The organism is Flavobacterium sp. 38, assembly GCF_057799715.1.
Genome location: NZ_JBYNWZ010000015.1, coordinates 1 through 24,221 on the forward strand (window position 1 = coordinate 1; position 24,221 = coordinate 24,221).

Below are 24,221 nucleotides of genomic sequence, written 5' to 3' on the forward strand. Positions count from 1 at the left end.
AACAACAACAACAACAACAACAACAACAACAACAACAACAACAACAACAACAACAACAACAACAACAACAACAACAACAACAACAACAACAACAACAACAACAACAACAACAACAACAACAGAAAATATTATGGTTTTATAACCAAGTCAGACGTGCTGGAGTCCTACAGAAACAGATTGAAATCCATTATTTTGAATAAAATCTTATCCTGCCAATAAGCTCAATTCCAATTCCAGCCCCATATTAATTAGCAGATTCTCCTGATAGTTAGTCGAATTAATCTCAACTTAGCTACAATTGTCGCTGAAACAGGGTTTCCAGATACTAATTTTAGAGATTATGAAAAAAATCACCGATTTACTCAACCTTCGCGATGGAGAAGATGACAGGGCGAAAACATTAGAGGCCGTTAAGAAAAACATAACCTTCAAAGGGGCAAACCTTTGGATTCTGGCCTGCGCCATTATTGTGGCCTCTGTCGGCCTCAATGTAAACTCAACGGCTGTAATCATTGGCGCCATGCTGATATCCCCCCTGATGGGACCGATTGTAGGTGCCGGATTAGCACTGGGCATTTACGATTTCTCATTGCTTAAAAAATCACTCACTAACCTGCTGACTGCAACTGTGGTAAGTCTGGCAGTTTCCACCTTATATTTTTATCTGAGCCTCTTCAAGGACGTCCAGTCCGAACTGCTGGCCAGGACCCCCCCCAATATCTATGATATTCTTATCGCCTTTTTCGGAGGTGTGGTAAGGGTTATTGCCGTTACCAGATCAGAAAAAGGGAACCCCATTCCCGGGGTTGCCATCGCAACGGCGCTCAAATATGTCCTTTACGGGTCACTCAGCCAAATGGCGCCAATTGAAGACAATTGGCGCCATTTTATTTGCTTATACCATTAAACATAAGTAACTTTCAGTCACATTAACAGCTTCAAAATTAAAAATCTAAAGCCATCAAAAATCAAATAGCATTGCCTTTTAAGTTTATCTCAAATCCTTCTTTCCAAACATTTAATATAGAAAGGGTGTCAGAAATAGTTGTGGCAGGATCCCCCTTGACTAAAAGCAAATCTGCTCTCAATCCTTCTAAGATCTGCCCCCTGTCTGACAGGCTGAATCTTTTCGCAATCACTGAGGTTGCGGATCGTAAAGCTTCAATGGGACTAAGACCCGCTTCGACCAGCAACTGCATCTCATGATGAACGCTAACCCCGTGGGCAAGACCTCCCAAATGCGCCATGGGAACTGATACGTCTGTGCCCACAAGTATATCTACCCCAGCATCATGGAGGTCCTTTATATTGTGGTAACTGTCTTGCATATTGCCCGAAGGAAAAGTATTAAAACAAGAACACATTGTCATTTTCCAATCTTCATTGAGTTTGTAATTCACCCTTTCGTCATGAGCCACATGGCAGGCAGATTTGCCAATGATGGAGGAGTTTAGGACCAGACAAGGGGTTACAAATATTCCCTTAAAGGCAATGGATTCAATAAGTTCAGCAGTCCACTGCGGCCTGTCGATGAAAAGATGGGCCAATCCATCTACACCTGCTTCAACGGCGGTTTTTGCGGCTTCGGCAGTTAGTGCATGCGCTATGACGATTTTACCTAATTTATGGGCTTCATCCACTGCAGCTTTCAAAACACTGGGGTTTATTATGGGTAAACCTGGCGAATTCATTACAGTTCCTTCTTCAATCATTATTTTAAAATAATCGGCACCGTTATCCATCTGCTGGCGCACAAACTCAACAGCGCCTTCTATAGTGGTGCAATCGAGTTTTTCGCCGTTTTCGTTTGCCCTTTCTTCAACGGCTGCAATAAAATCTTTTTTTTCCTGATCTGTCATCTTCTCCATTTTTTTCAGAATAAAGCCCGGAATGCCTTCTTCCTTTGGAATCAATTCATCTGGATGTCCGCCGGGGGCTGTCAAAGCCATACCCGAAGAGCGGACATCGGCAATGTCAATGCAATCCTTTATTTGCAGTTCACGGCCTTTTTTTGTCATACCGCCCTGCATTTCCAATTCTGTGGTTACGCCAAATTGTATGGCATCTCGCAGCGAATCAACCGAAGTATGAACATGTGCATCAATCAGTCCCGGCAGAAGTGTCGCTCCTTCTCCGTTAACTATTTCATCAACTCCATCGGGCAGTTCATCGCAAATTGAAGCGATCTTTCCTTTGCTGATTATTACATTTTTTTTTCCTATTACGTTTTTGCCATCAAACACAATTGCATCAACAATAGCAGTGGTTTTTGTTGTATTCATTGTTTAATTTTAATTAATGTTACAATTAGATTTTGACAAAGTTACATGCACAATAAGAGTTAAAATATTTACATTTGACACATTAATAGCTCTAAAAGGTCTAATTTATTATGGAATTGAATATAAAAAAGGAATTCGGTTTCCTGGCAGGTTTTGCAGATTTGATTGGTTCAGAGGTCGTTAATGGAATGCTGACAATTCCAGAAGATAAAGGAAACGGCTATTTGAGAGGGTTTAGGCTGGATAATTCAATAAGCATGATTGTAAGTAATTATGAATTTAATGATGATCTGCTCACAAAACGTTTTGGAAGCGAAAACTCACTTAAGAGAATCTTGTTTTCTTTTAACTCCATTTTTCCAGACCCTAATTCTAAGATCAAAAACACAAAAAATGATCTGCCTTCCATACAGGTTTTTAAGGGAAAACTGAACATTGAAACTTTTTATCCAAACAAAACTAAATTCAAATCTATTTTTATTGGAATTGATTCCGATATGCTGGTCAATCTTTTAGGTTCAAATGGAAACAATCCTATTTTCAAAAAAATTACCGGCAGTGAGCAGCCTATTCATTTTGAAGAGTCTGTCTCACCAAAAATACAGGAAGTGGCACTAGAAATCATTGAATCTGATATTCCTGATACACTGTCTGATTTTTTCTTTAAAATAAAAGCTGAAGAACTAATATGTTCAACGTTAAAAGAACTTTTCAAAAGAGAAAAACCCACTTTGCACGTTCTGAATGAAATGGATGTCCAGAAAATTTATAAAGCCAGGGATGCGATCTTAAACGAAATTCATATACCTCCCGTCATTAAAAACCTGGCATTACAAATCGGAATGAGCGAATCAAAGTTTAAAAGGCTCTTCAAGCAAATTTTTGGAAGCAGTTTATTTAGCTATTATCAAAAGTTTAGAATGAAGGAAGCCACCCGATTATTAAAAGAAAATAAAATGTCGGTTTCCGAAGTGGGTTATGCATTGGGATTTTCAAATTTGAGCCATTTCAGCAAAGTTTTTGAGCAGCATAACGGAATGAAACCCAAAGCTTTTCAAAAAAATAGGTAAGTTTTATTTTTTCACCGCAATACATTCTATTTCAATGCTCGCGTTTTTGGGCAGTGAAACTATTTCAATTGTGCTTCGGGCAGGAAAGTGATGGTGGAAGTAGCTTCCATAAATTTTATTAACTGCTTCATAATGCTTGATGTCTGTAATGAAAATGGTGGTTTTTACAATGTGGTCCAAATCTGAACTGTTGTTTTGCAAAACGGCTTTCAGGTTTTCGAAAATCTGAATGGTTTGTTCTTCAATTCCATTTTTCAAAGTGTTTGTTTTTGGATCAACGCCAATCTGCCCCGAAACAAACACTACATCTGTAAAACTGGCGGAATGGCTGTATGGGCCAATTGGATTTGGCAGATTGGAATGGTTTACTGAAACAATGGATTTGGTATTAGTGCAGGAAGCGAAAACTAATAAGGCTAAAAATACTGCTGTTCTTTTCATCTCTAATTCTCTTTTAAGAAAAACAGAAGAGGTTAATTTTCTCCAAACTAACCTCTTTCTGAATTTTTATTTTTTTACAAATTTCAATAACTCTGAGTTGAATTTATCCAATTCTTCGATGAATAAGGCGTGGCCGCTTTTTTCTAAAGGCACCAATGTAGAATTTTTTAATAGAGAATGCATTTGTTCAGCCAATTCATACGAACATATTTTGTCCAATTTTCCGTGAAGAATAAGTGTGGGGATTGTGATGCTTTTCAAATCCTCTCTCAAGTCGCTGTCTCTTAGAGTTTTTAATCCTTCAGCCATTGCAAAAGGTGAAGCTTGTGCCTGAATAGTACCCAACCATGCGCCATAACCTGCAGCAACGCTTGTTTCGTTAGCCGGGAATATCTGACCAAAGTTTTCCAGTAATTGAGGTCTGTTGGTATTGTTCAATTTGATTAATCCGTCGACGTCTTCTTTAGTCCACAAGCCGTAATTGAAATCGGCCCTTTTTGTCCATATTGGCGCCGCTGCTCCGAATAAAGCCAATTTGGAAACGTGAGCCGCTTTATATTTGGCAACATAATGGATTACAGTTGCACCTCCCATTGAAAAACCGCCGATTGTTGCGTTTTGAATATTCAATTTGTCAAGGACTACTTTAATGTCATCTGCAAAAACATCGTAGTTGTATTTTCCTGCTGGTTTGTCTGATAATCCAAAACCTCTCAAAGTAATTCCGATAACCCTGTATCCCTGCTGTGTAAAGTATGCATATTGATACTCATACATTGCATCGCTCAATGGCCATCCGTGGATCAAAACGATTGGCTGCCCTTCGTCAAGATCCGTAACGTGAAGCTTTACATTTTTTTCAACTTCTATATATTCTTCCCTTCCATAAGATGCGGGAATTCTTTTTGTTTGTGCAAACGAAACACTGCTAAATAAGACTGCTGTAAATAAACCGATTGATAAAATTAAATTTTTCATGTTTTCTAAATTTTAAATTGTTATTTTTTTAATAATTTGGTTGTTGTTATTTGATGTTGCAAAGTTGGGATAAAGCGCAGGAAGGGACAATGGATCGTTTTCTCTTTGAACTGCACTTTTTTCCCTTTCTTGGATTTATGACTGGATAAATTCCAAAATGTCTCTATTGATCGTCTCCGCTTCAGTAGTCGGCATACCGTGTGAGAATCCAGGATAAATAATCAGTTTTCCTTTTTTCAAAAGTTCGGCCGCTTTTACAGCAGTTGTTTCATAAGGCACGATCTGGTCGTCATCACCATGCTGAACCAATACAGGAACATCAATACTTTTAAGATCTTCAGTAAAGTCAGTTTCAGAGAAAACTTCGATACAATCGTATTGCGCTTTAATGCCGCCCATCATTCCCTGTCTCCACCAGTTGTCTTGGATTCCTTTTTTTACATTGGCGTCTTCACGATTGTAGCCATAAAAAGGAACAGTCAGGTCTTGGTAAAATTGCTGTCTGTTATGTAAAGTATTGTATCGGATATCATCAAACACAGCCAATGGCACACCATTTGGGTTTCTATCGTCTGCAATCATATACGGAGTAATTGCACTGATCAGAACCACTTTTGATACACGGTCTTTTCCGTACTGGGCTGCGTAGCGCAAGGCTTCTCCGCCACCTGTTGAATGCCCAATATGAATTGTATTTTTAAGGTCTAAAAACTCAGTCAATTCAGCTACATCCTGTGCGTAAGTGTCCATGTCGTTGCCTTTATATGTTTGAGTGGATCTTCCATGGCCTCTTCTGTCGTGTGCGATAACTCTGTATCCCTGGTTTAGGAAAAACATCATTTGAGCATCCCAGTCGTCAGATGACAACGGCCATCCGTGGTGAAAGATAATTGGCTGTCCTGCTCCTAAATCTTTGAAATAAATTTCTGTTCCGTCTTTTACTGTAAACTTGTTCATGTTTTTTATATTTAAATGTTACTGTTATTTTGATAAGGCAAAGTTGAGATTAATCTGGACGTCTATCAATGGATGGCTTTCTCTTTGAACTGCACTTTTTTCCCGTACTTTAATTTTTTTTTTTTGAAGAATGCCATTTGTCTTTTAAGTCCACTGTCTGTTTCAATCTGATGTGAAGAATAACCGCAAGCAAGACTTTCAAATTCTACTGGGATTATTTATTTTTCATTACAAGAAGAGCCTTGTCTTTCTCCACAATGTAAGTAGCAAGCTCCGAAGCTTTAACATGGCCTATATTTCTTGCTGAATGATTCTTTCCGGCGGGAACAAAAAGTACGTCACCAGCTTTAAGAATAATGGGTTTTTCTCCTTCAATCTGATATTCAAATGTGCCTTCCAGCACATAAATCAGTTCCTCACCCGGATGGTTATGCATCCCAAAAGCGGAATGTGCTTCGAAGTCTATCCGAGCCTGAATAGTTCCATATCCCGAAACCGAAATATCATGTCTTTGCAGATTGGTGCGGCTAATTCCTGACTGCTGTGCAAAAGCGGTTTCTGGAGTTAAAAATGCAGTCAGGCCTGCGAAAGCAACAGCTCTAATAAAAAAATTTTGTACGTTTTGATCTGTTTATTTTTTAATGTTAATTAATTTCTTTTGTTATTATTTTTAAATGTACTCCAAATATCCAAGCTGTTTTTTCGTGTTCCTGCATCGATCCAGTGGTGAAATCGCTAGTTCCTAAATCCTCATAATCATTGTCAAAAAGATTGATGTCTGCTCTTAAATGGTTGATTATAGTTTCGTGTGCAGAAAGGAGTTCGCTTATTAAACTCTGGCTGTCATTTTCAGTCGGAACGTTTTCAGTTAGACGACCCAGTTCCAAAAACGCTTTTAAAGTTGCAGGCACCAAATGACCCAAAGTGCGGATACGTTCTGCAACAGTATCAATTGTTTCAGCTATTTGATTTGCCTGCTCATCAAATAGTTTGTGCTTGTCATAGAAATCATTTCCTTCGATGTTCCAATGTGCTTGTTTCGTTTTCGTGTGGAGTACAGATTCCTCGGCAAGTATTTTTGATAATTCCAAAGCCACATTTTGGCGGTTGTTTTCCGATATTCCAATATTGGTTTTCATAATTAATTAGTGTTTTTTATTTGATGATGCAAAGATTCTCCAAAACCCGTGACGCATCAATGGACGCATTTCTCTTTGGACTGCACTTTTTTCCTTTATTGTAAAGAATGTCCATTGCAATGTTTTTCAACCATTTTCATGATTGCTATAGCGCTTGGCAAACCTAAAAGTTTAATAAGGGGTAAACTATCTTTATAGGTAAATTAATATTTCTAAAAGGTCAGACTTCCCTATAAAGATTTTCTCAATTAAACAGCGCTTATCGTTTACTGCTGCGAAGATTATCACAAGTTCCGGAAATATAATGGACACATTTTTCTTTTGGATACGCTTTGCTTTTATTTGATAAAATCGCCAGCTGGAGCCTTTTTAATGATTTGCATAAAAAAAGCACGGCTTGAATGCCGTGCTTTGTATAGTTAAAACTGTTTTCTAAATGAAATTGGGGACAGTCCCGTGTTTTTTGTAAAAAAACGAATGAAATAAGCATCGTCTTCATAATTCAGGCTATAGGCAATTTCTTTAACCGTCATCTGTGTATGTGCCAAGAGCCTTTTGCTTTCAAGAACGATTCTTTCTTTAATAATATCGTTGGGAGTCCTCTTGCTGACAAGTCCGATTTTCTTGCTGAGATTCTTGGGAGTCACAAATAGCAGATCGGCATAATCCGCAACCGTATGCAGAGTCCTGTAATGCTGTTCGACAAGTTTGCTGAATTTCCGTAAAAACTGCACATCAGCCTGCTGGCTTTCTTCAGCTAATCGGTGCTGGTGTTTCCAGATACGGGTCGATTTCAGTATGATGAGCTTTAACAGTATACGAAGCATTTCCTCAGTGTTTGCATCCTCATTTTTCATTTCAAATTGAATTTCCCTGATTATTTTCTGAATATCCTCAGATTGATTTTCGTCCAAAGCAATGAATGGAATTTCAAATACATTATTATACAAAATTCCGTCGCAGGCTACTTCCTGATCGTGAATTTCTATGCAGTAGAAATCCCTATTGAAATGCAGTAATTGGCCATCTTTAGTTTCGCAAGGCTTTATCACCACTTTGGGATTAATAAACAGCAAGGAATCAGATTTCATCTCGATCTCCTGGAAATCAACTTGTATAATGGCATTTTTTGGCAAAAATAAAATTTTGATATGCTCTTCCACAGAATCAAATCGGCCGTCTTCAAAGGATTGTTTTGTGAATTGTAAATTGCCGAACTGTTTATACGAGAATTCTTTTAACATGTTTTAATTTTAACTATCAATTGTTTAATCTTTCTATACTTATGGATAGCGCTGCTATCCGGCATATTTTATTATTGCTTAGCAGTATAATAAATAAGTAAAAGTATTGAAATTCCTATCCAAAAAAGCAAGCCAGCCAGATAAAATTTCACATAGTGCCCACTTACTTAATATTTGATATTCAATATAAAAATACAATAGACTTTCATCGCAATTGCCGCATAACTGATTCAGAGTTTGGTCCATTCTTTTTGCAATAGCTTAAATATTAGGATAATTTTCATTCTATATAAATTTATTATCGTAATATTGCAATATAAATATAAGACAATGGGAGCAACAAAAACAGATCATTTTACCGAAAGCCAGAACGAGCTGGCTGTTTTAGCAAAAGCGTTAGGGCATCCTGCCCGTATTGCTATTATGGAATATCTATTAAAAGTGGATGCCTGCATCTGCGGGGATATTGTAAATGTACTTCCACTTTCGCAGCCTACAGTTTCTCAGCATTTGAAAGAATTGAAAAATGCAGGGCTAATCAAAGGGAGCATCGAGGGGAATTCTATTTGCTACTGTATCAATGAACCCGGGCTTGAGAAGATAAAAGTTTTTTTTGAGCATATATCAGATCATTTGGCAAACAAGCGAAACGAATGCTGTTAACTGTAAAAATATGGAAATAAGAAAACTTTCACCTCAAGACTGGGATCAGGTAAAATTAATCTATCAAAAAGGAATAGACACCGGCAATGCCACTTTCCAGAACAGCGCACCTTCATGGGAAGAATGGGACAATTTACATCTGGAATCCTGCAGAATTATAATACAGGATGATAATATTATAATCGGCTGGGCAGCTCTCTCTCCTGTTTCTTCCCGCTGTGTTTATGCAGGGGTTGCGGAAGTGAGCGTATATGTAGATTCTTCCCATTCAGGAAAAGGAATCGGGCTTACCCTTTTAAATGAGCTTGTCAGACAGAGTGAAGAAGAGGAAGGAATCTGGACACTTCAGGCAGGAATATTTCCTGAGAATAAGGCGAGTCTTCGCATTCATCAAAAAGCAGGTTTCAGGATACTTGGAATAAGGGAGAAAATCGGAAAACAAAACGGTATCTGGAGAAATACCGCGTTTCTTGAAAGAAGAAGTTCCGTTATTATTTAATAAAAAAATATAGTATAACTAAATATAAAAAATTATGAAACTTTCAGAAATTAAAGAAGTGCTTAAAACAGTGGAAGCTGTAAATTTTCAGCTGCCGGACGGCACATTTGTACCGGAATATTTTCATGTAACGGAAGTAGGCTTGGTTACCAAAAACTTCATCGACTGCGGCGGTACGGTAAGAAAGGAAACTGTTGTGAATTTCCAGCTTTGGGATGCCAATGACTATGAGCACAGGCTGAAACCTCAGAAACTGATCCACATCATTGAGCTTTCAGAAAAAGTATTGGGAATTGAAGATCATGAAATTGAAGTGGAGTACCAGAACACTACGATCGGTAAATACGATTTAGATTTTAACGGGCTGAACTTCATTTTGCTTAATAAACAGACAGCATGTCTTGCTCAGAAACAGTGCGGTATTCCATCTGATAAGCCTAAAGTGAAATTATCTCAGTTAAATACTGATAATGCCAATTCATGCACTCCGGGCGGCGGATGCTGCTAACTTTTAAATAGATAACTACTAAACCATTACATTAAAAAACTATGTTATATCCGCAAATTGAGAATACCGTTAAATCATTTGATTTTAGGCAGCTCTCTAAAGACCGCAAAGCAGTCCTGCAGCCATTAATCGACTTTATTCAGACTAAAGTGGACAGTAAGCTGGATACCAGACTAAACCTTATCTGCACACACAATTCAAGAAGAAGTCATCTGTCGCAAGTTTGGGCACAGACTGCGGCTGCCTATTACGGCATAAAAAATGTTTCCTGCTATTCAGGAGGGACTGAAGCTACTGCCCTGTTCCCTATGGCTGCCCAGACACTTCAGGATTCGGGATTTAAGATTAAGACTCTTTCAGAAGGATCAAACCCAGTTTATTCAATAAAATATTCAGCTGATGAACTTCCTGTCATCGGTTTTTCCAAAACCTATGATGATGACTTCAATCCTGAAAGCGGATTCGCTGCAATTATGACCTGCTCTCAGGCTGATGGCGGATGCCCGTTTATTGCAGGTGCCGAGAAAAGAATGCCGATTACCTTTGAAGATCCAAAAATTTCTGACGGAACGTCTCAGCAGAAAGAAACTTATCTGGAGCGTAGCCTGCAGATAGGAGCTGAAATGTTTTACGTATTCTCACAAATAAAAAAATAAAATGTCAGCAGATAACTGTACACCAGTCGTCGGACGCAAAAAATTAAGCTTCCTTGACCGATTTTTAACCCTTTGGATCTTCCTTGCTATGGCTATAGGCGTAGCAATAGGATACTTTATTCCTTCAAGCGGGGATTTTATCAATTCCTTCTCCAGCGGGACAACAAACATTCCATTGGCAATAGGACTCATCCTGATGATGTACCCGCCGCTGGCAAAGGTAAAATATGAGCAGATGGGGCAGGTTTTCAAAAATACAAAAGTCTTGGGAGCATCATTATTCCTAAATTGGATTGTAGGCCCTGTCTTAATGTTTTTATTGGCGCTGCTGTTTTTGAACGGATACCCAGAATACATGATTGGGGTAATCCTTATTGGTCTGGCACGCTGCATAGCAATGGTTGTGGTATGGAATGATCTGGCAGACGGTAATAGGGAATATGCTGCAGGACTTATTGCACTTAACAGTATATTTCAGGTGCTGTTTTACAGCGTCTATGCTTATGTCTTTATAACCATCCTGCCTCCCTATTTTGGATGTGATGGATTTGAGGTAAACATCAGCATTGCACAGATTGCCGAGAGTGTGGGCATCTATTTAGGGATTCCTTTTGCGTTGGGGATCATAAGCCGTTATACTCTGACAGCCCTGAAAGGCTCTCAATGGTTCAAAAACAAGTATATGCCTTTAATCTCGCCAATTACTCTTATTTCTTTACTCTTTACAATCATTGTAATTTTCAGTCTAAAGGGAGAACTGATTGTTCAGATTCCTACGGACGTTGTGCGCATTGCCTTGCCGCTTGTGATTTACTTTACTTTGATGTTTATCATCAGTTTTTTTACAGGAAAATATTTTGGCGCTGATTATTCACAAGCTGCATCTATGGCTTTTACCGCTACGGGCAATAATTTTGAACTGGCAATTGCCGTGGCAATCGGTGTGTTTGGTATAAACAGCGGGCAGGCATTTGCTGGAGTAATAGGACCTCTTGTAGAAGTGCCGGCTTTAATTGCATTAGTAAACCTTGCATTCTGGTTTAGGTCAAAGTATTTTTAAAAACCGCTAAGAATTCGTAATTATTCTTACGCAGCCTTCTGCAGAAAACAGACAACAAAATCCACAGATTTAGAAATAGTGTTTATACTTTTTATATTGTAACTGCTGTTTCTGAAAAAGTGTTTGTTATTTAATAAGACATTGGATAAAAACAGTATGTTTTTTTGATTATAAATTAAAATAAGCAAAAATAAAAGGCATCATGATATTCGAAAAAATAATTCAGACAGACGGGCCAAAAACTACATTGCTGATTCGTTTTATAGCTGGCATTGCCTTCCTTTCAGAAGGCATTCAAAAATATTTATTTTCTTTCCTTCTTGACGCAGAGCGCTTACAAAAAATAAGCTTGCCAGAATCTGAATTATTAGGAATCTTCGAGGGCTGGTTTGAAATATTCTGCGGCATTTCTTATTCTGATCGAATTCACTGCAAAATTAACAAGCATTCCTCTTGTAGCCACAATGATTACAGACATTTACGATGCCAAATGCAAAATATTTATTAATAAATAAAGGCTCTTGGAAAATGGTGCATGTAAGCCGTACCGATCGGGCGATGCTTGAAAATAGTTTCTGTTTATTAAACGTGCCGGGAGGTGGTCCATGGCAGAATTTGAGTAAAAAAAAATGGAGCATAATGCAAATCTAAAAGAAATTTTTCAAGTATTCATAAAGCTGGGAACTATTGGCTTTGGAGGTCCTGCTGCACATATTGCGATGATGCACGAGGAAGTGGTTATAAAACGTAAATGGATGGCCGAGCAGCATTTTCTGGATCTGATTGGAGCAACTAGCCTTATTCCCGGCCCCAACAGCACCGAGATGGCAATCCATATCGGTTATATAAAAGGAGGCTGGAAAGGACTTCTTGTCGCCGGGTTCTGTTTTATCATGCCTGCGGTTCTTATCACAGGATTTTTTGCCTATTTGTACCGCAGCTATGGACAGCTCCCACAAGTGCAGCCTTTCATTTACGGAATCAAACCGGCAGTCATAGCCATAATTATTGGGGCAGTTTATCCCCTAGCCGTAAAATCGATAAAATCTTTACTTTTGGGTCTAATCGCAATAACTGTCCTTACTGCATCCATTTTAGGAATTAACGAAATTTGTCTGCTGTTTGGATCAGGCCTGCTTGCATCTGCTGTTTTTTACATTCAAAAAATGAGAACAGACAAACTGCAAAGTTTTACTCCATTTGCCTTGATGGCTATACCTCAAACTGCCTTTTGGTCAGGGGTAGATTCTAAACTTTTTTTAATCTTTCTTAAAATAGGTGCCATTCTTTACGGAAGCGGATATGTTCTTTTTGCCTTTTTAGATACAGAACTCGCTGCAAAGGGGCTGCTCACAAAACAGCAGCTTATAGATGCCATTGCAATTGGCCAGTTTACGCCCGGGCCGCTGTTCTCATCAGTAACTTTTATCGGCTATCAGATCAATGGTCTTTCGGGAGCGGCAATCTCAACCATTGCAATTTTTCTGCCGTCTTTTATTTTTGTTGCCCTGCTTCATCAGCTGATGAAAAAATTGCGCACTTCAAAAGGACTGGTCGTGTTTATGGATGCTGTTAATGTGGCTTCTATAGCGCTTATCGCTGCCGTATGCCTAGCCATGGCAAATGAAGCCATTACCGATTGGCGTACTATTGCAATTGCCGCTATCAGCTGCATTGCCATTTTTAAGCTAAAAAAAATAAACAGCGCCCTAGTGGTTATACTGGGCGCTGTTCTAGGCTATTTTTTGGCTTATCTGTAGCTGTGGCACAAAGGCATAAAAACTAAATATTGTGTGCAATAATGTCTTAATAAATGCCTTGCTTTTCAAGTATCTAATCTGCAGTGCCAAAAATATTCCTTTTTAAACGATGAACAATTGTCCTGCTAAAAAAGTTATAAACAAGCGTCCCTGCAGAGCAGCAAATAAAAACAAAATCACCAGGCTGCAAACTTAAATCCAATCCCTAATTTTAGCCCGCTCTATTTCTTTATTGCGAGCGGCTTTATAGGGCTTTGCCGGGAATCCCAGCTTCAAAATGAAGGGCTTAGACCATAGGCTTTTTGCAATGCCTATATGCCTGCTATAAATAAGTGCGGCTTCTAATTCTTTTTCTGCTGTCCTGGAGCATAGGCTTTCGCGCTTTTATCCCCCGTCATTTTTTTTGCCTGCCCTGGAGGCACCTTGCCTGAGGAGGTATGGATATGCGCACTGCAGCCGCTAAGCAGTAAAGCAGCAAGCACAGACAGGACGCTCCCGAGTATTTTATTTTTTCGGTTTTGCATAAAAAGTTTTTTTTTGATGGTTACAAGACAAATATACCCATTTTTGGAATACTATTAAAGAGAAATACTAAAGCTCTAAAAAACTTCAACCCACACATGCAAGATTAACTTCCAGCATTAGCGAGCCTCTTTTCCATTTCCAATTGCAGCGTCCAGTTATTAAAATATTTTGACATTCAGATGCTATGTTAATATCATTTTCCTTAATATTCCATTAAGACATCCTACACATGCATAATTAACATACTAAACCAATTTTGAAATGCGTTATTAATTAACTAACTTAAAAAAAGAAGAAACTAATGAAAAAAGCAAACACCAAATGTAGAATTTTCCTTTTGGCTTCATTATTTACCCTATTGCTTACAGGGTGCAGCAGTGATGGTAATAATGGGCCGCAGACATCAAAAGTAAGCGTGCGAATGACAGATGCACCGGGTGATTACGATCAGGTAAACGTTGAAGTATTGGACGTTAGAATTAAAAGCAGCTCTGAAACTGGCGAAGATGGCTGGGTTAGTATAGGAAATATTAAACCGGGAATATATAATTTATTGGATTTAACTGGCGGTGTAAATGTGCTTTTGGCAGAGAACGAAGTTCCATCTGGATATTTAGGCCAGGTGCGATTAATTCTTGGAGATAAGAACACTGTTGTTAAAGACGGCGTGACTTATCCTTTAAAAACGCCAAGCGCGCAGGAGTCTGGCTTAAAATTAAAAGTAAACCAAACTTTGACAGCTGGCGTAACGTATGATTTTTTACTTGATTTTGATGTCGAGCATTCCGTTGTTGTAGAAGCAGGCGGTTCCGGCGGCTACAATCTGCATCCTGTAATCAGAGTGTCCACGGCTGCTGCATCTGGGATTATCAAAGGAATAATTACGCCTTTCAGCTTCCAGTCTGTAATATCGGTTCAGGTTGGGGACACAACTGTTTCGGCTTATACAGATGAATCGGGAGCGTTTCAGCTAAACGGTATCGCGGCTGGGACGTATTCTGTAACCATTACGCCAGATGCTGCTTCGCAATTGCCAGCTTTGGTTGTTCCTAATGTAGTGGTCGTGAATGGCCAGATTACTAACATGAATACCTTAACACTAAAATAATAAAAGAGAAAAACAGCTAATACTGCTTGTTATTTTTTTAAGCAAAAATGCGTTAATTGAAATCAATTGGCGCATTTTTTACATTTGCCTCATCAAATTTGACACCTTCTCTGCTACAAAAGCTAATGCAAATTTTATAGATGTTTCGATTTTTAAATTTAGATGCAAATAGCACAATTTTCATCTCAAAAAGTTTTAGATTGTCTGTTACAAATAATAAAAATGTCTAAGAACAACTTGTTAAGATATGGGGTATTTTAATAGATTTTTGATCAATCCCGACAGGACATCTAAACCAATTAAGATATAATATTTGTAGTTCGATAACTTAACAGGATATGAACACCTTGAATGAGCTAAACAAAAATTAACATCTTTCAAAATAGTGCTAAAATAATTATCAGCGGTTAATTGTAGAATATAATTTAGAATTTTGCGAATAATTTCATTAACTGTTGTCCTATATAAATGTATTACTTGTCCAACTGCTACCAACAAGTGGTTATTCCTGGCATATAAAGGCATTATATCCAATCCAAATTTGGTGCAAATTCGTCAGCCCGTAAGGTGATTTTTTGTACTTTAGTACCAATATTGAAATGTATGGAACCAATCGATCCAAAATACAATAGCTATAGAATTCCCAGCACAAAAGAGTTTGAGGATGTTTTTACCCATTTTTATTTTGCTAAAAACAATACCCAAAAGGCGGTAGCAAAAACGCTGCTTCCAAACTTTCAAACCATTTTCGTGTTTAGTTTTGGCAAACCGGTTTATTTTAAAGCAAACCAAGGGGACGAAATAGAAGTTGGACGTTATCTATTTTTAGGCCCTGTCAAGCAGGCTCTCCCATACAGATTAGAGCCAGGTTCTGAAATCTTGGTTATTAATTTTAAGGACGACGCATTTTACAGATTTTTCGGAAAAGTAATCTTAAGCGGCCATGTACCATTCAATCCGGATGACTTGGGCATTGAAAACTGCTTTTCTGCCTTATGGGAGAAATTAAGGCAAATTGATGATCAAAATGACCGGATTAATTTCATCCTTGAATTCTGCCGGCCGTATTTGGCCGCAAAAAACAGTACATCAGAACTGCTGGTTAATTTTAAGGCCAGCATCTACAACCCCATTAAGTCTGTTGCGCAGCATACCCAGCAGAGCGAAAGAAGCATTCAATCGCATCATAAAAAAATTTTTGGATACAGTGCCAAGGAAGCAAACAGATACCATCGCTTCTTAAATGCAGTCGAACTTATTCAAAATACGGTAGCAGGCAGCAGCAGCGTTGAATGGTTTCAAGTCATTGAACAGTGCGGCTATTATGACCAAAGCCAGCTTATACACGATTTTAGACATTATCTGAATCTCACTCCAAACCAGTACTTGAAGCTCCAGCAGGACATCTGCAACCCGGTATCATAATCTGTGCTTCGTTTTCATACAATTTTACCTCCAATATCCCTTCTACTTTTGTCATGTTAAATCATATAAAAGTAAAGAAAATGAAACATTTGATTATTTATGCCCATCCCAACCCGGAAAGTTTAAGCGGCCATTTCAAGAACATATTGGCTAAACATCTTCAGGAAAATTCCCATGAAGTGGTAGTAAGGGACCTATACGAATTAAATTTTAGTCCCAGCCTTTCGCTCTCCGATATGTATGGGCAGCGAAAAGGGCAGGTAACAGATGACGTAAAGGAAGAGCAGCGCCTAATAGAATGGGCAGACTGCATATCATTTATACACCCAATCTGGTGGACTGGCCTGCCAGCGATTATGAAAGGTTACATTGACAGAGTTTTCAGCTATGGATTTGCGTACCGCTACGACCAAGGCGTCCAAAAAGGGCTTCTAAAAGGCAAGCAGGCCTTGATTATCAATACCCATGGAAAATCCCATGAAGAATACAATGCCATAGGCATGGACAAAGCGCTATCTCTCACCTCAGATACTGGCATATACGGCTATTGCGGATTTGAAATAAAAAACCACTTCTTTTTTGAAAAAGCCGACAGGCCCAGTCCTGAAAATATTGAAGGGTGGACCAGACAAATCTTATCGTCGATTTAAAAATAAGACTGTGATGAAAAACAGAACCAGAAAAAGGTTGTTTAAAGGGATGGCTTGAGTCTTGATGCATCAATTGAGAACTGACTCAAGTATCTGAAGATCGAATCTGAAAGATACCCGTCCAAAAAACTTAATGCATGCGATGAGGATGAAAGACAGCAATCAGCATTTAGGCAGCGAACTCCTCCAAAGAGACAGCGACAAAATGTTCAGCCCATAAATCCAAGTGTGATGTATGTCAATTTAATTTCGTGATGTAGGTCATCTGCTGTGAAGATTCAAAATCTGAATTTTACATCAAATTAAAAACAATAAAAAATGCAATCAAAACAACTTAGAATCGGTATAGTTGGTACCGGTATGATTTCAAATATAACAGCCCAGGCAATCAATGCGGCATCGAATGCTGCGATTTCTTCAATTTCTGGAAGGGACCCTGAAACACTGAACAATTTTGCCGACCAGCATCAAATAGCTTCCAGATACGATGACTGGAAAAAAATGATTGCCTCGAGTGATGTCGACGCCGTCTATATAGGTGTTCCGACTTCTGCCAAAGAAGAGATTGCAATTCAGGCCGCCAGAGAAGGAAAGCACATACTGGTGGAAAAGCCCTTTGCGGACTTTGAGTCCCTTAAGCGCATCTCGGCCTCTGCCAGGGAAAACAAAGTAGCATTCATGGATGCCACCCACTTCACCCATCATCCGAGAACCAAAAAAATTCAGGAAAATGCAGCCGTACAGATTGGAACTATACAAGGAATCCACACCTCTTTCTTCTTTCCGTTTCTTGACCGCACAAACATCAGATACAATACGCAACTGGAGCCTTTAGGCGCTATCGGTGATATGGGGTGGTATGTTGCACGCGCTATAGTAGAATATATGCCCAACGCAAGCGAAATATTGGATATCAGGACTTTCATACAGCGTGATCCGCAAACCAATGCCATTTATCGCGGTTCTGGGATGATTAAATTCAAGGGCAATCCAATCTCAAACTGGGATATAGGCTACAATGCAGGGGTCTGCATTATGGATTTGGACCTTCTAGGTACTGAGGGCCTTATAACTATGGATGATTTTGTTCTGGACTGGTCAAAAGGATTTGCCTTTGATGATAAAAACCATATCGCGGGCTACACTCTTCGCAAAGGAATGGCAACCCCTAAAGAGTTTGAATATGTTGATTCCCCGACCGGCAAGGCCCAAACCGTTCACATGATAGAAAATTTCGCGGAGCTTATTTTTGAAGAAAACGGGCAAACCATCGAATCGGTGATAAAAAAAGCTGAAGATACCCAGTTTATATTGGATAGTATATCTAACAGCATTCAAGAGTAATAAACCATACTAAGCTTATCCCTTATATGCCCCATTTAATCTGAAATATAACTGAATGAGGATCAAGAAGTCATCCAGAATACGTATGTAGGAATCAGAATCTTATTGGCAGAGGGAAATTAGTTTAAAAAAAAGCAATAATGGAAAAAACTTCAGAGATAACAATCGTTGCAACAGCAATTGCCCTTCAGAATGAAGAACTAAATCTTCGCCGCGAACAAGAAAAGCTTGTCACTGAGACATTAAAGGAAAAAGGATGCATACGATATGAACTGCATCAGTCAAAAGATGATCCCAGAGTACTGGTTTTTGTTGAAACATGGGCCAGTGAAGAAGATTGGAGAGCCCACATGCAGGGCGAGGCAATAAAAAAATTCCAAGCCAGTGGCGCTGCCAGATGGATTGCAGATTTCACGCTGTACAGAATGACCAAAATAGCAGGGTAAAATTCAAAGATGCCTATAAATGAAAAGCTGGAGTGTACACTTCAGCTTTTTCATTATATTTGGCCAATTAATTTTTCAATCGCATCAAATACCATGGAAGAATACTATAGCCTGCTGAGAAAACACATCGAGGAGGTTAACCCCTTAACCGATCTGGAATGGGAAACAATAGCTGCATGCTTTGTATATAAAAAACTTCGAAAACATCAATTTCTCGTGCAGAAGGATGAATTGGTGCATTACAAAGCCTGGATAATTAAGGGGCTGTCAAAAACCTATGCCATTGACAGCGAAGGCAAAGAGCTTATACTGCAGTTTGCAATGGAACAATATTGGACCAGCGATTTCAAGGCCTATCAAAACAAAACGCCGGCCACTATGTTTATCGACTGCATCGAAGACTCCGAATTTTTCTGCATCCGACTTGAGGACAGGGAAAAGCTTTGCCATGAAATACCTGAAATGTCAAATTTCTTCAGAGTGAAATCACACTACGGATACATTGCCTTAGAACAGCGCATCATGTCGCTGCTGAACGAAACAGCCGAGACCCGTTATAATAATCTTGTAAAAAAATTTCCTCATCTGGTTCACCGAGTACCTAAAAAACTTCTGGCTTCTTACTTAGGGATGACAAGGGAGACACTGAGTAGGCTTAAAGGATAGCAGGTGTGATTTAGGTCACTTTAAAATATTGATATGCCTCATCTTTCAGCATTCTTAATTGTTTAAAATTTGTAAAGTTAATTTTAAACAATACAAATATGAATACAATCAAGTATTTTCTGCTATCTGCGTCAGTTTTATTATCCGCGCATGTTTTTGCACAAAGCAAATTGGAAGTTGTTGCTGAATTCCCTAGCGAAAGGCCTGGGAATATTGCCGTATCCCCTGAAGGGCGCATTTTTATCACTATGTCTGCTTTGGTCAGTTCAAAGCATATGGTCAGGGAAATACTATCGGACGGATCTACAGTTCCGTTTCCCGAGGAAGAATGGGTAATGCAGCCCAATTCCAGCAATAAGGGCGTCAGCGGCACTATAGGGATCCAGGTAAGCAGCGATAATATGCTTTGGGTATTGGATATGGGAAACCCGGGCGCAGCGCTAAAACAAAATCCAAAGCTGATCGGCTGGAATATTGCCACGAGAAAGCTGTTTAAAGTTTTCATAATTCCAGATACGGTCCTCACTGCAACTTCCTTTCTTCAGGACTTTATCATCGACATGAAAAATGGCACCGCAGTAATTGCCGATATGACCAGTTCAATCGGCGGCCAAATCAACCCGGCTCTGATTATTGTAAACCTGAATACAGGTTTTGCCAAACGCGTTTTACAGGACCACCCTTCCTTTTTGCCAATTAGCGACCCGATTATTGTCGATGGCATAAAAGTGATCCATAAAAAGGCAGACGGCACAGCCATGCAGCCACGAAACGGTCTGAATCCAATTTCAATAGACAAGGAAAATAATTTTATATATTTTGGAGCCATGGGCGCAAAGAAAATTTATAAAATCCCCTCCTCAGTGCTGGCTGACGAAAGCCTCTCCAATGAATCGCTCGCAAAATACATTTCCTTTTATGCCGACAAGCCAATTTCAGACGGATTTAAAGTCGGTGAAAATGGCAATATATATGTAACTGACGTTCAGGAAAATGCTGTAGGAGTAAGCAGTCCGCAGGGATATAAAAAATTATTAGCAGACAAAAGGCTTTCGTGGCCTGACGGTGTGGCCCTATATAAAGGATACTTGTATATCGTAGCCAATCAGCTGCACCATCTGCCATTGCTTAATAATGGAGTAGATGCAAGCAGAACGCCGTACTACGTTTTCAGAATGAAGATAGATTAAAAATGTATTTTTTGCATTCGCTTTTGGCAACCCTGCATTCCGGTCATTGAAAGCTGGACTTCATATCTTATTACACAAAAAGCTAAGGCGAATTTTACATATTCCCTTCACTTTAATGATGAGATTATATAAAATAAAGTGGCTAAAATGGACTCTTAACTTTATCTATATTTTACGTTAGCAAATCAATTAAAACTCAAACTGAAATTTATAGAGCTAAAGAAAGACAATTCTGCTTTACACAGTACAATCATTTCATATCCTCTGAAATATTTGTAGAATTGAATATTGCTTTACCACCCCATCAAGCATTTTCTTAATAATCCCAAAAACTATCATCACGCACCCCGCCCCCAAGATGATAATTACATAAACTCCGCGCTTTTTCCTGTAAGCTTAAATCGAGCTAACCTGCTAATTTTAAGCCTGCTAATTATTAAAATCAAAAACCATGGAAAACACGCATAACTTCAGCCCCGAAGAGCTCCAAAACTGCCCATACCACCAGATGCTGGCCGCTCAGGATAATAAAAATAAAGATGCCAGGCGCGAGAACACCGGAGACTGGGGCGATATCGATGAGACAGATGAGGCAGGCACTGACCCTGACCGCAATGAAAAAAGCGGCAGCGATGACCCGACAGATGCCCGCTCGGGCAGAAGTACAAACACCTAACCTTTTGCAAAAAGAATTATTAATTCAAAATCAAGTATCATGAGCGACGACTTAAAAAACAAAGGACAGCAGGACCGCTCCCGCATCAATATGAACGAGGACCACGAGGTCGCGTATTGGACAGAGAAATTCAATGTCAGCCGCGAAGAGCTCGAAAGGGCAGTAGATGAGGCAGGCAGCTCAGCCGACGCCGTAGCACGCGTGCTCCGCGCAAAATAGCACTAGCCAATAAAAAGAACCTGATCCCCCGCATGCCAAAAGATGTTTCGGGGATTTTTTGCCTGAATGATACAGTACATCTAAGAGTAAAACAGCCCGAGGCGTCAGGGCTTTATTTACCACTCATTTAAAGACAGCACACATGGGAAAGAAAAAAGATAATAAGACAGCGCAAATCAACACGCTTTTAAAAGCAGGTACGCCAGCAAGCATGCCAGAGGGGATCAAGCCCATGCTGGCAGTTTTGGTAAACGCGCCCTTTGATGACACGCAGTGGAGCTTTGAGGTCAAATGGGACGGCTACCGCTCCCTGGCCTATATAAACAAAGGCGAAGTATCTTTGGCCTCCAGAAACAACAAGCCTTTTACGGGCAAATATTACCCTATCACCCAGGCCCTGCAAAAGTGGAAAAGCAATGCAGTGCTTGACGGGGAGATACTGGTTTTAAAAGAAGACGGAAAGGCGGATTTCAGCGCGCTGCAGAACTGGCGCAGCGAAGCGGACGGGCATCTGGTCTATTATGCCTTTGACATTCTCTGGTACAATGGGATAAACCTCATGGAGCTGCCCCTTACAGAGCGCCAGGCCATTTTAAAAGAAATACTGCCTAAAGATGACGACCGCATACGCCTGAGCCAAAGCTTTGAGGGCGGCATTGATTTTTTTCAGACCGCCAGCGCAATCGGACTTGAAGGGATCATGGCCAAAAGAAAGGATTCCCTCTACATCCCAGAGAGCCGAAACAGGCAGTGGCTGAAGATAAAAGCCCAGAGGCGCCAGGAAGTGGTTATCGCGGGCTATACCCGAAACGAGGACTCCTCCAAACTCTTCAGCTCGCTGCTGCTGGGCTTCTACCAGAACGGAACCCTTCAGTATGCCGGCAAGGTCGGCACAGGCTTTACCGATAAGATGCAGAAAGAAATGATGCAGGAGTTCGCGCCCCTTGTCACCAAGACCATCCCCTTTGCCTCGGAGCCCGATATCAACAAGCCCTCACGATTCCGCCCCAACCCGCCGCATGCAAAGGCGGTCTGGCTCAGACCCGAACTGGTCTGCGAGGTCAGCTACGCCGAGATCACATCCGACGGGGTTTTCCGCCACCCATCCTTTGAAGGGATGCGAAGCGATAAAAAAGCGGCCGATGTAACCTTGGAGAAAGAAGCGGAATCGGGGGCGGTTTTAAAGGACAATGACCCAGAAACGAAGGCACCCGTTACCTCTCCCCTTACCGCCCCAAAAGCAGGCGGTCCAAAGACACTGTTAAACCCGACTGAAGAGACCCAGACCAAAAAGATCAAAGGACAGAACATGACCTTCTCGCACCTGAGCAAAGTATACTGGCCCCAAAGCGGTTACACCAAACGCGATATGTTCAACTATTACTACAAGGCGGCCGAATTCATCCTTCCGTACCTTAAAGACCGGCCATTGTCGCTTAACCGTTTCCCCGGGGGCATAAACGGCAAGAGCTTCTACCAGAAAGACGTGAAGGGAAAAGCCCCTGAGTGGGCAGAGACTTTCCCCTACACGACCAGTGACGGTGAGGGAAAAGAATTCCTTGTAGGCGGGGATGAGAAAACCCTGCTTTACATGGCATCCCTCGGCTGCATTGAGATGAACCCGTGGTTCAGCCGCGTGCAGCATCCCGACAATCCCGATTACTGCGTGATTGACCTTGACCCGGACCAGAATACTTTCGGGCAGGTCATAGAGGCCGCCTGCGAGGTTAAAAACATCCTTGACGCGCTGGACATCACAGGATACGTGAAAACCTCAGGCTCCACCGGCATCCATATCTACATTCCCCTTGGCGCCAAATACAGCTATGACCAGTCCCAGATGTTCGCAAAAATGATCGTTTCGATCGTGCACGGACAGCTATCGGAATTCACAAGCCTGGAGCGCCAGATCAAAAACCGCGGCGGGAAGATGTATCTGGACTTCCTTCAGAACCGTCCCGGCGCCACAATCGCCTGCCCTTATTCGCTGCGGCCAAAACCGGGCGCCACGGTCTCCATGCCCCTGCACTGGGAGGAGGTCAGAAAAGGGCTGGAGATTAAGGATTTCACCATTGAGAACTCCATAGCGCGCATGAGGGCTCAAGGGGATATTTTTAAAGGGGCGCTGCAAAAGGGAATTGACATGAGAAAAGCAGTCGCCAAAGCACAGAGCCTCTTTTTTTAAAGAACTGTCCCTGCAGCTATAAGTTAGAACATTTATAAACCAAAACACCCGTTATGACCACAAGCTATTTCCTTACCGGCTCTTTTAATGATCAGGACAACGATTTTGAAATTGCCATCACCATCCCAGACCAGCATTCCCAAGCTTCATCGGAAATGTACACTCTAGTGCTGAAGGATATTTCCGGCGAACGAAGAACGCTCTGGCAGACATCGCAGCCGGATTTAATGGAGTGCCTGGATGCGCTGGACGTGTTCCTGTCTGAAAATTTTATTGTTCTTTACAGTAAGATACTTACCTCTGCCCAGCGGGATGCCGCTGCTGACAAGGAGCTGGAAGGGTTTATTTTAAACAGGCTTGGATGGTTGGAATAAACTCTCATGGCCGCAGATAATGTGTTTTGGGCATCGGATATGGGAAATCCGGGCGCAGCGCCAAAACAAAACCCAAAGCTGATCGGCTGGAATATAGCCGCGGGAAAGCTGTTTAACATTTTCATAATTCAAGATACAGTGCTCACTGCAATCTTC

27 protein-coding genes and 1 pseudogene are annotated in these 24,221 nt (G+C 40.5%); 21 read left to right on the forward strand and 7 right to left on the reverse strand.

What is annotated here, in order from left to right; translation table 11 throughout:
• Together AC3E9W_RS21740 and AC3E9W_RS21745 are read left to right on the forward strand one after the other, a co-directional pair.
• The coding region (locus AC3E9W_RS21740) for a hypothetical protein (protein ID WP_488770009.1) at nucleotides 1-200 on the forward strand (200 nt) is incomplete at its 5' end.
• 140 nt (nucleotides 201-340) lie between these two features.
• Nucleotides 341-826: pseudogene (locus AC3E9W_RS21745) on the forward strand (DUF389 domain-containing protein); the annotation flags it as partial.
• A 142-nt stretch (nucleotides 827-968) separates the two neighbouring features.
• On the opposite strand, the gene AC3E9W_RS21750 reads toward AC3E9W_RS21745, so the two are convergent.
• On the reverse strand, nucleotides 969-2,282 hold the full coding sequence (locus AC3E9W_RS21750; protein ID WP_488770010.1) for an amidohydrolase family protein: 1,314 nt from the start codon (nucleotides 2,280-2,282) through the stop codon (nucleotides 969-971).
• 110 nt (nucleotides 2,283-2,392) lie between these two features.
• On the opposite strand from AC3E9W_RS21750, the gene AC3E9W_RS21755 reads away from it, so the two are divergent.
• Nucleotides 2,393-3,352, forward strand: coding sequence for a helix-turn-helix domain-containing protein (locus AC3E9W_RS21755; RefSeq protein ID WP_488770011.1), 960 nt, complete (start codon nucleotides 2,393-2,395; stop codon nucleotides 3,350-3,352).
• 3 nt (nucleotides 3,353-3,355) lie between these two features.
• Here the strand turns inward: AC3E9W_RS21755 and AC3E9W_RS21760 are convergent, their stop codons facing one another.
• The 6 genes from AC3E9W_RS21760 to AC3E9W_RS21785 all read right to left on the reverse strand — a co-directional run bounded on the left by AC3E9W_RS21760 (nucleotide 3,356) and on the right by AC3E9W_RS21785 (nucleotide 8,111).
• Nucleotides 3,356-3,793 carry a Rid family detoxifying hydrolase gene (locus AC3E9W_RS21760; RefSeq protein WP_488770012.1) on the reverse strand — a complete coding sequence of 146 codons (438 nt, stop codon included), beginning with the start codon at nucleotides 3,791-3,793 and terminating at the stop codon, nucleotides 3,356-3,358.
• A 66-nt stretch (nucleotides 3,794-3,859) separates the two neighbouring features.
• Nucleotides 3,860-4,771 (reverse strand): alpha/beta fold hydrolase, encoded by a 912-nt coding sequence (locus AC3E9W_RS21765; protein WP_488770013.1) that lies wholly within the window; start codon nucleotides 4,769-4,771, stop codon nucleotides 3,860-3,862.
• A gap of 135 nt (nucleotides 4,772-4,906) precedes the next feature.
• The gene (locus AC3E9W_RS21770) at nucleotides 4,907-5,728 is read right to left on the reverse strand and encodes an alpha/beta fold hydrolase (protein WP_488770014.1); all 822 of its coding nucleotides are present in this window, start codon (nucleotides 5,726-5,728) and stop codon (nucleotides 4,907-4,909) included.
• A gap of 214 nt (nucleotides 5,729-5,942) precedes the next feature.
• On the reverse strand, nucleotides 5,943-6,332 hold the full coding sequence (locus AC3E9W_RS21775) for a cupin domain-containing protein (protein ID WP_488770078.1): 390 nt from the start codon (nucleotides 6,330-6,332) through the stop codon (nucleotides 5,943-5,945).
• Between the two features lie 40 nt (nucleotides 6,333-6,372).
• Nucleotides 6,373-6,867, reverse strand: coding sequence for a Dps family protein (locus AC3E9W_RS21780; protein ID WP_488770015.1), 495 nt, complete (start codon nucleotides 6,865-6,867; stop codon nucleotides 6,373-6,375).
• A gap of 419 nt (nucleotides 6,868-7,286) precedes the next feature.
• The gene (locus AC3E9W_RS21785; protein ID WP_488770016.1) at nucleotides 7,287-8,111 is read right to left on the reverse strand and encodes a helix-turn-helix domain-containing protein; all 825 of its coding nucleotides are present in this window, start codon (nucleotides 8,109-8,111) and stop codon (nucleotides 7,287-7,289) included.
• A gap of 330 nt (nucleotides 8,112-8,441) precedes the next feature.
• On the opposite strand from AC3E9W_RS21785, the gene AC3E9W_RS21790 reads away from it, so the two are divergent.
• The 18 genes from AC3E9W_RS21790 (at nucleotide 8,442) to AC3E9W_RS21875 (ending at nucleotide 24,065) form a co-directional block, all read left to right on the forward strand.
• Nucleotides 8,442-8,774, forward strand: coding sequence for an ArsR/SmtB family transcription factor (locus AC3E9W_RS21790; protein WP_488770017.1), 333 nt, complete (start codon nucleotides 8,442-8,444; stop codon nucleotides 8,772-8,774).
• 10 nt (nucleotides 8,775-8,784) lie between these two features.
• Nucleotides 8,785-9,273 carry a GNAT family N-acetyltransferase gene (locus tag AC3E9W_RS21795; protein ID WP_488770018.1) on the forward strand — a complete coding sequence of 163 codons (489 nt, stop codon included), beginning with the start codon at nucleotides 8,785-8,787 and terminating at the stop codon, nucleotides 9,271-9,273.
• A 34-nt stretch (nucleotides 9,274-9,307) separates the two neighbouring features.
• Complete coding sequence (locus tag AC3E9W_RS21800) at nucleotides 9,308-9,781, forward strand: DUF6428 family protein (RefSeq protein ID WP_488770020.1); 474 nt, start codon at nucleotides 9,308-9,310, stop codon at nucleotides 9,779-9,781.
• A 41-nt stretch (nucleotides 9,782-9,822) separates the two neighbouring features.
• Nucleotides 9,823-10,437: an arsenate-mycothiol transferase ArsC gene (locus AC3E9W_RS21805; RefSeq protein WP_488770021.1), complete on the forward strand. Its 615-nt coding sequence runs from the start codon at nucleotides 9,823-9,825 to the stop codon at nucleotides 10,435-10,437.
• A 1-nt stretch (nucleotide 10,438) separates the two neighbouring features.
• Nucleotides 10,439-11,497: an ACR3 family arsenite efflux transporter gene (arsB, locus tag AC3E9W_RS21810; RefSeq protein ID WP_488770022.1), complete on the forward strand. Its 1,059-nt coding sequence runs from the start codon at nucleotides 10,439-10,441 to the stop codon at nucleotides 11,495-11,497.
• A gap of 202 nt (nucleotides 11,498-11,699) precedes the next feature.
• Nucleotides 11,700-12,005, forward strand: a complete 306-nt coding sequence (locus AC3E9W_RS21815; RefSeq protein ID WP_488770023.1) for a DoxX family protein — start codon at nucleotides 11,700-11,702, stop codon at nucleotides 12,003-12,005.
• Nucleotides 12,006-12,126: 121 nt separating this feature from the next.
• On the forward strand, nucleotides 12,127-13,257 hold the full coding sequence (gene chrA, locus AC3E9W_RS21820; protein ID WP_488770024.1) for a chromate efflux transporter: 1,131 nt from the start codon (nucleotides 12,127-12,129) through the stop codon (nucleotides 13,255-13,257).
• A gap of 826 nt (nucleotides 13,258-14,083) precedes the next feature.
• On the forward strand, nucleotides 14,084-14,890 hold the full coding sequence (locus tag AC3E9W_RS21825) for a DUF4382 domain-containing protein (protein WP_488770025.1): 807 nt from the start codon (nucleotides 14,084-14,086) through the stop codon (nucleotides 14,888-14,890).
• Nucleotides 14,891-15,493: 603 nt separating this feature from the next.
• Nucleotides 15,494-16,315, forward strand: a complete 822-nt coding sequence (locus AC3E9W_RS21830) for an AraC family transcriptional regulator (protein ID WP_488770026.1) — start codon at nucleotides 15,494-15,496, stop codon at nucleotides 16,313-16,315.
• Between the two features lie 80 nt (nucleotides 16,316-16,395).
• Nucleotides 16,396-16,965 carry an NAD(P)H-dependent oxidoreductase gene (locus AC3E9W_RS21835; RefSeq protein ID WP_306157242.1) on the forward strand — a complete coding sequence of 190 codons (570 nt, stop codon included), beginning with the start codon at nucleotides 16,396-16,398 and terminating at the stop codon, nucleotides 16,963-16,965.
• A gap of 318 nt (nucleotides 16,966-17,283) precedes the next feature.
• On the forward strand, nucleotides 17,284-18,309 hold the full coding sequence (locus AC3E9W_RS21840; protein WP_488770027.1) for a Gfo/Idh/MocA family protein: 1,026 nt from the start codon (nucleotides 17,284-17,286) through the stop codon (nucleotides 18,307-18,309).
• A gap of 140 nt (nucleotides 18,310-18,449) precedes the next feature.
• Entirely contained in the window at nucleotides 18,450-18,755 is a 306-nt protein-coding gene (locus AC3E9W_RS21845; RefSeq protein ID WP_306157246.1) for a putative quinol monooxygenase, read from the forward strand.
• 93 nt (nucleotides 18,756-18,848) lie between these two features.
• Nucleotides 18,849-19,421: a Crp/Fnr family transcriptional regulator gene (locus AC3E9W_RS21850; RefSeq protein WP_488770028.1), complete on the forward strand. Its 573-nt coding sequence runs from the start codon at nucleotides 18,849-18,851 to the stop codon at nucleotides 19,419-19,421.
• A 98-nt stretch (nucleotides 19,422-19,519) separates the two neighbouring features.
• Nucleotides 19,520-20,611 (forward strand): L-dopachrome tautomerase-related protein, encoded by a 1,092-nt coding sequence (locus tag AC3E9W_RS21855; protein WP_488770029.1) that lies wholly within the window; start codon nucleotides 19,520-19,522, stop codon nucleotides 20,609-20,611.
• Nucleotides 20,612-21,062: 451 nt separating this feature from the next.
• Nucleotides 21,063-21,287 (forward strand): hypothetical protein, encoded by a 225-nt coding sequence (locus AC3E9W_RS21860; RefSeq protein WP_306157252.1) that lies wholly within the window; start codon nucleotides 21,063-21,065, stop codon nucleotides 21,285-21,287.
• Between the two features lie 39 nt (nucleotides 21,288-21,326).
• Entirely contained in the window at nucleotides 21,327-21,506 is a 180-nt protein-coding gene (locus AC3E9W_RS21865) for a DUF3606 domain-containing protein (RefSeq protein ID WP_488770031.1), read from the forward strand.
• 142 nt (nucleotides 21,507-21,648) lie between these two features.
• On the forward strand, nucleotides 21,649-23,691 hold the full coding sequence (ligD, locus tag AC3E9W_RS21870) for a DNA ligase D (RefSeq protein WP_488770032.1): 2,043 nt from the start codon (nucleotides 21,649-21,651) through the stop codon (nucleotides 23,689-23,691).
• 53 nt (nucleotides 23,692-23,744) lie between these two features.
• A complete protein-coding gene (locus AC3E9W_RS21875; protein WP_306157258.1) occupies nucleotides 23,745-24,065 on the forward strand; it encodes a hypothetical protein in 321 nt (106 codons plus the stop codon).
• Nucleotides 24,066-24,221 lie beyond the last annotated feature (156 nt).

Bases quoted from the DNA above. Each gene is read 5' to 3' on its own strand.
- AC3E9W_RS21825 (WP_488770025.1), top strand. From the start codon at position 14,084: ATGAAAAAAGCAAACACCAAATGTAGAATTTTCCTTTTGGCTTCATTA.
- AC3E9W_RS21865 (WP_488770031.1), top strand. From the start codon at position 21,327: ATGAGCGACGACTTAAAAAACAAAGGACAGCAGGACCGCTCCCGCATC.
- AC3E9W_RS21830 (WP_488770026.1), top strand. From the start codon at position 15,494: ATGGAACCAATCGATCCAAAATACAATAGCTATAGAATTCCCAGCACA.
- AC3E9W_RS21750 (WP_488770010.1), bottom strand. From the start codon at position 2,282: ATGAATACAACAAAAACCACTGCTATTGTTGATGCAATTGTGTTTGAT.
- ligD (WP_488770032.1), top strand. From the start codon at position 21,649: ATGGGAAAGAAAAAAGATAATAAGACAGCGCAAATCAACACGCTTTTA.
- AC3E9W_RS21840 (WP_488770027.1), top strand. From the start codon at position 17,284: ATGCAATCAAAACAACTTAGAATCGGTATAGTTGGTACCGGTATGATT.
- AC3E9W_RS21860 (WP_306157252.1), top strand. From the start codon at position 21,063: ATGGAAAACACGCATAACTTCAGCCCCGAAGAGCTCCAAAACTGCCCA.
- AC3E9W_RS21755 (WP_488770011.1), top strand. From the start codon at position 2,393: ATGGAATTGAATATAAAAAAGGAATTCGGTTTCCTGGCAGGTTTTGCA.
- AC3E9W_RS21790 (WP_488770017.1), top strand. From the start codon at position 8,442: ATGGGAGCAACAAAAACAGATCATTTTACCGAAAGCCAGAACGAGCTG.
- arsB (WP_488770022.1), top strand. From the start codon at position 10,439: ATGTCAGCAGATAACTGTACACCAGTCGTCGGACGCAAAAAATTAAGC.
- AC3E9W_RS21875 (WP_306157258.1), top strand. From the start codon at position 23,745: ATGACCACAAGCTATTTCCTTACCGGCTCTTTTAATGATCAGGACAAC.
- AC3E9W_RS21805 (WP_488770021.1), top strand. From the start codon at position 9,823: ATGTTATATCCGCAAATTGAGAATACCGTTAAATCATTTGATTTTAGG.
- AC3E9W_RS21845 (WP_306157246.1), top strand. From the start codon at position 18,450: ATGGAAAAAACTTCAGAGATAACAATCGTTGCAACAGCAATTGCCCTT.
- AC3E9W_RS21795 (WP_488770018.1), top strand. From the start codon at position 8,785: ATGGAAATAAGAAAACTTTCACCTCAAGACTGGGATCAGGTAAAATTA.
- AC3E9W_RS21800 (WP_488770020.1), top strand. From the start codon at position 9,308: ATGAAACTTTCAGAAATTAAAGAAGTGCTTAAAACAGTGGAAGCTGTA.
- AC3E9W_RS21850 (WP_488770028.1), top strand. From the start codon at position 18,849: ATGGAAGAATACTATAGCCTGCTGAGAAAACACATCGAGGAGGTTAAC.
- AC3E9W_RS21785 (WP_488770016.1), bottom strand. From the start codon at position 8,111: ATGTTAAAAGAATTCTCGTATAAACAGTTCGGCAATTTACAATTCACA.
- AC3E9W_RS21835 (WP_306157242.1), top strand. From the start codon at position 16,396: ATGAAACATTTGATTATTTATGCCCATCCCAACCCGGAAAGTTTAAGC.
- AC3E9W_RS21770 (WP_488770014.1), bottom strand. From the start codon at position 5,728: ATGAACAAGTTTACAGTAAAAGACGGAACAGAAATTTATTTCAAAGAT.
- AC3E9W_RS21855 (WP_488770029.1), top strand. From the start codon at position 19,520: ATGAATACAATCAAGTATTTTCTGCTATCTGCGTCAGTTTTATTATCC.
- AC3E9W_RS21760 (WP_488770012.1), bottom strand. From the start codon at position 3,793: ATGAAAAGAACAGCAGTATTTTTAGCCTTATTAGTTTTCGCTTCCTGC.
- AC3E9W_RS21815 (WP_488770023.1), top strand. From the start codon at position 11,700: ATGATATTCGAAAAAATAATTCAGACAGACGGGCCAAAAACTACATTG.
- AC3E9W_RS21765 (WP_488770013.1), bottom strand. From the start codon at position 4,771: ATGAAAAATTTAATTTTATCAATCGGTTTATTTACAGCAGTCTTATTT.
- AC3E9W_RS21780 (WP_488770015.1), bottom strand. From the start codon at position 6,867: ATGAAAACCAATATTGGAATATCGGAAAACAACCGCCAAAATGTGGCT.
- chrA (WP_488770024.1), top strand. From the start codon at position 12,127: ATGGAGCATAATGCAAATCTAAAAGAAATTTTTCAAGTATTCATAAAG.